Origin of the sequence: Streptococcus sp. 27098_8_109 (assembly GCF_041432295.1) — a bacterium.
GTDB lineage: Bacteria > Bacillota > Bacilli > Lactobacillales > Streptococcaceae > Streptococcus.
In genome coordinates this window covers 1-1,275 of sequence record NZ_JAPVZJ010000038.1, presented here as the reverse complement: position 1 = coordinate 1,275, position 1,275 = coordinate 1, and the positions used below count along the sequence as shown (strand labels likewise).

The window sequence follows — 1,275 nt, the reverse complement described above, 5'->3', positions numbered from 1 at the left end:
TCTTTTTTGATATTGAGAGCGATAAAAATTCGTTTTTTGAAGTTTTCAAAGTTCCGAAATCCAAAGGCATTTCGTTTGATAAGTTTGATGAGATTATTGGTCGCTTCCAATTTTGCGTTGGAATAGGGTAACTGAAGGGCATTGACGATTTTCTCTTTGTCCTTTAGAAAGGTCTTAAAGATAGTCTGAAAAAGAGGATGAACCAGCTTAATATTGTCCTCAATGAGTCCGAAAAATTTATCTGCCTCCTTGTTCTGAAAGTGAAAGAGTAAGAGCTGATAGACATTGTAGTGGTGTTTCAAGTCTTCTGAATAGCTCAAAAGCTTGTCTAAAATCTCTTTATTGGTTAAGTGCATGCGAAAAGTAGGGCGATAAAATCGCTTATCACTCAGTTTACGGCTATCTTGTTGGATGAGTTTCCAGTAGCGCTTGGTAGCCTTGTATTCATGAGATTTTCGATGAAACTGATTCATGATTTGGACACGCATACGACTCATAGCACGGCTCATGTGTTGGACAATATGGAAACGATCCAACACGATTTTAGCGTTTGGAAAAAGCTGTTTAGCCAAGTCATAGTAAGGGCTAAACATATCCATAGTAATGATTTTCACCTGACAGCGCACGGCTCTATCGTAGCGAAGAAAGTGATTCCGGATGATAGCTTGTGTTCTTCCTTCAAGAACAGTGATGATATTAAGATTATCAAAATTTTGAGCAATAAAACTCATCTTTCCCTTAGTAAAGGCATACTCGTCCCAAGACATAATCTCAGGGAGGTACGAAAAATCAGGCTTAAAACGGAAGTCATTAAGCTTGCGAATGACAGTTGATGTTGAAATGGCTAACTGATGAGCAATATCGGTCATAGAAGTCTTTTCAATCAACTTTTGCGCAATTTTTTGGTTGATAATACGAGGAATTTGGTGATTCTTCTTGACGATAGAAGTTTCAGCGACCATCATTTTTGAACAGTGATAGCACTTGAAACGACGCTTTTTAAGTAGAATTCTAGTAGGCATACCAGTCGTTTCGAGGTAAGGGATCTTAGACGGTTTTTGAAAATCATATTTCTTCATTTGACTTCCGCACTCAGGGCAAGATGGAGCATTGTAGTCCAGTTTGGCGATGATTTCTTTGTGTGTATCCCTATTGATGATATCTATAAATTGGATATTAGGGTCTTTGATATCGAGTAGTTTTGTGATAAAATGTAATTGTTCCATATGAATCTTTCTAATGAGTTGTTTTGTCGCTTTTCATTATAGATCTTAT

The 1,275-nt window shown here is 37.2% G+C and carries 1 protein-coding gene; it reads right to left on the bottom strand.

Annotated elements, in window-relative coordinates:
• The coding region (locus tag O3664_RS09070) for an ISL3 family transposase (protein WP_371613936.1) at nucleotides 1-1,226 on the bottom strand (1,226 nt) is incomplete at its 3' end.
• Nucleotides 1,227-1,275: the final 49 nt, after the last annotated feature.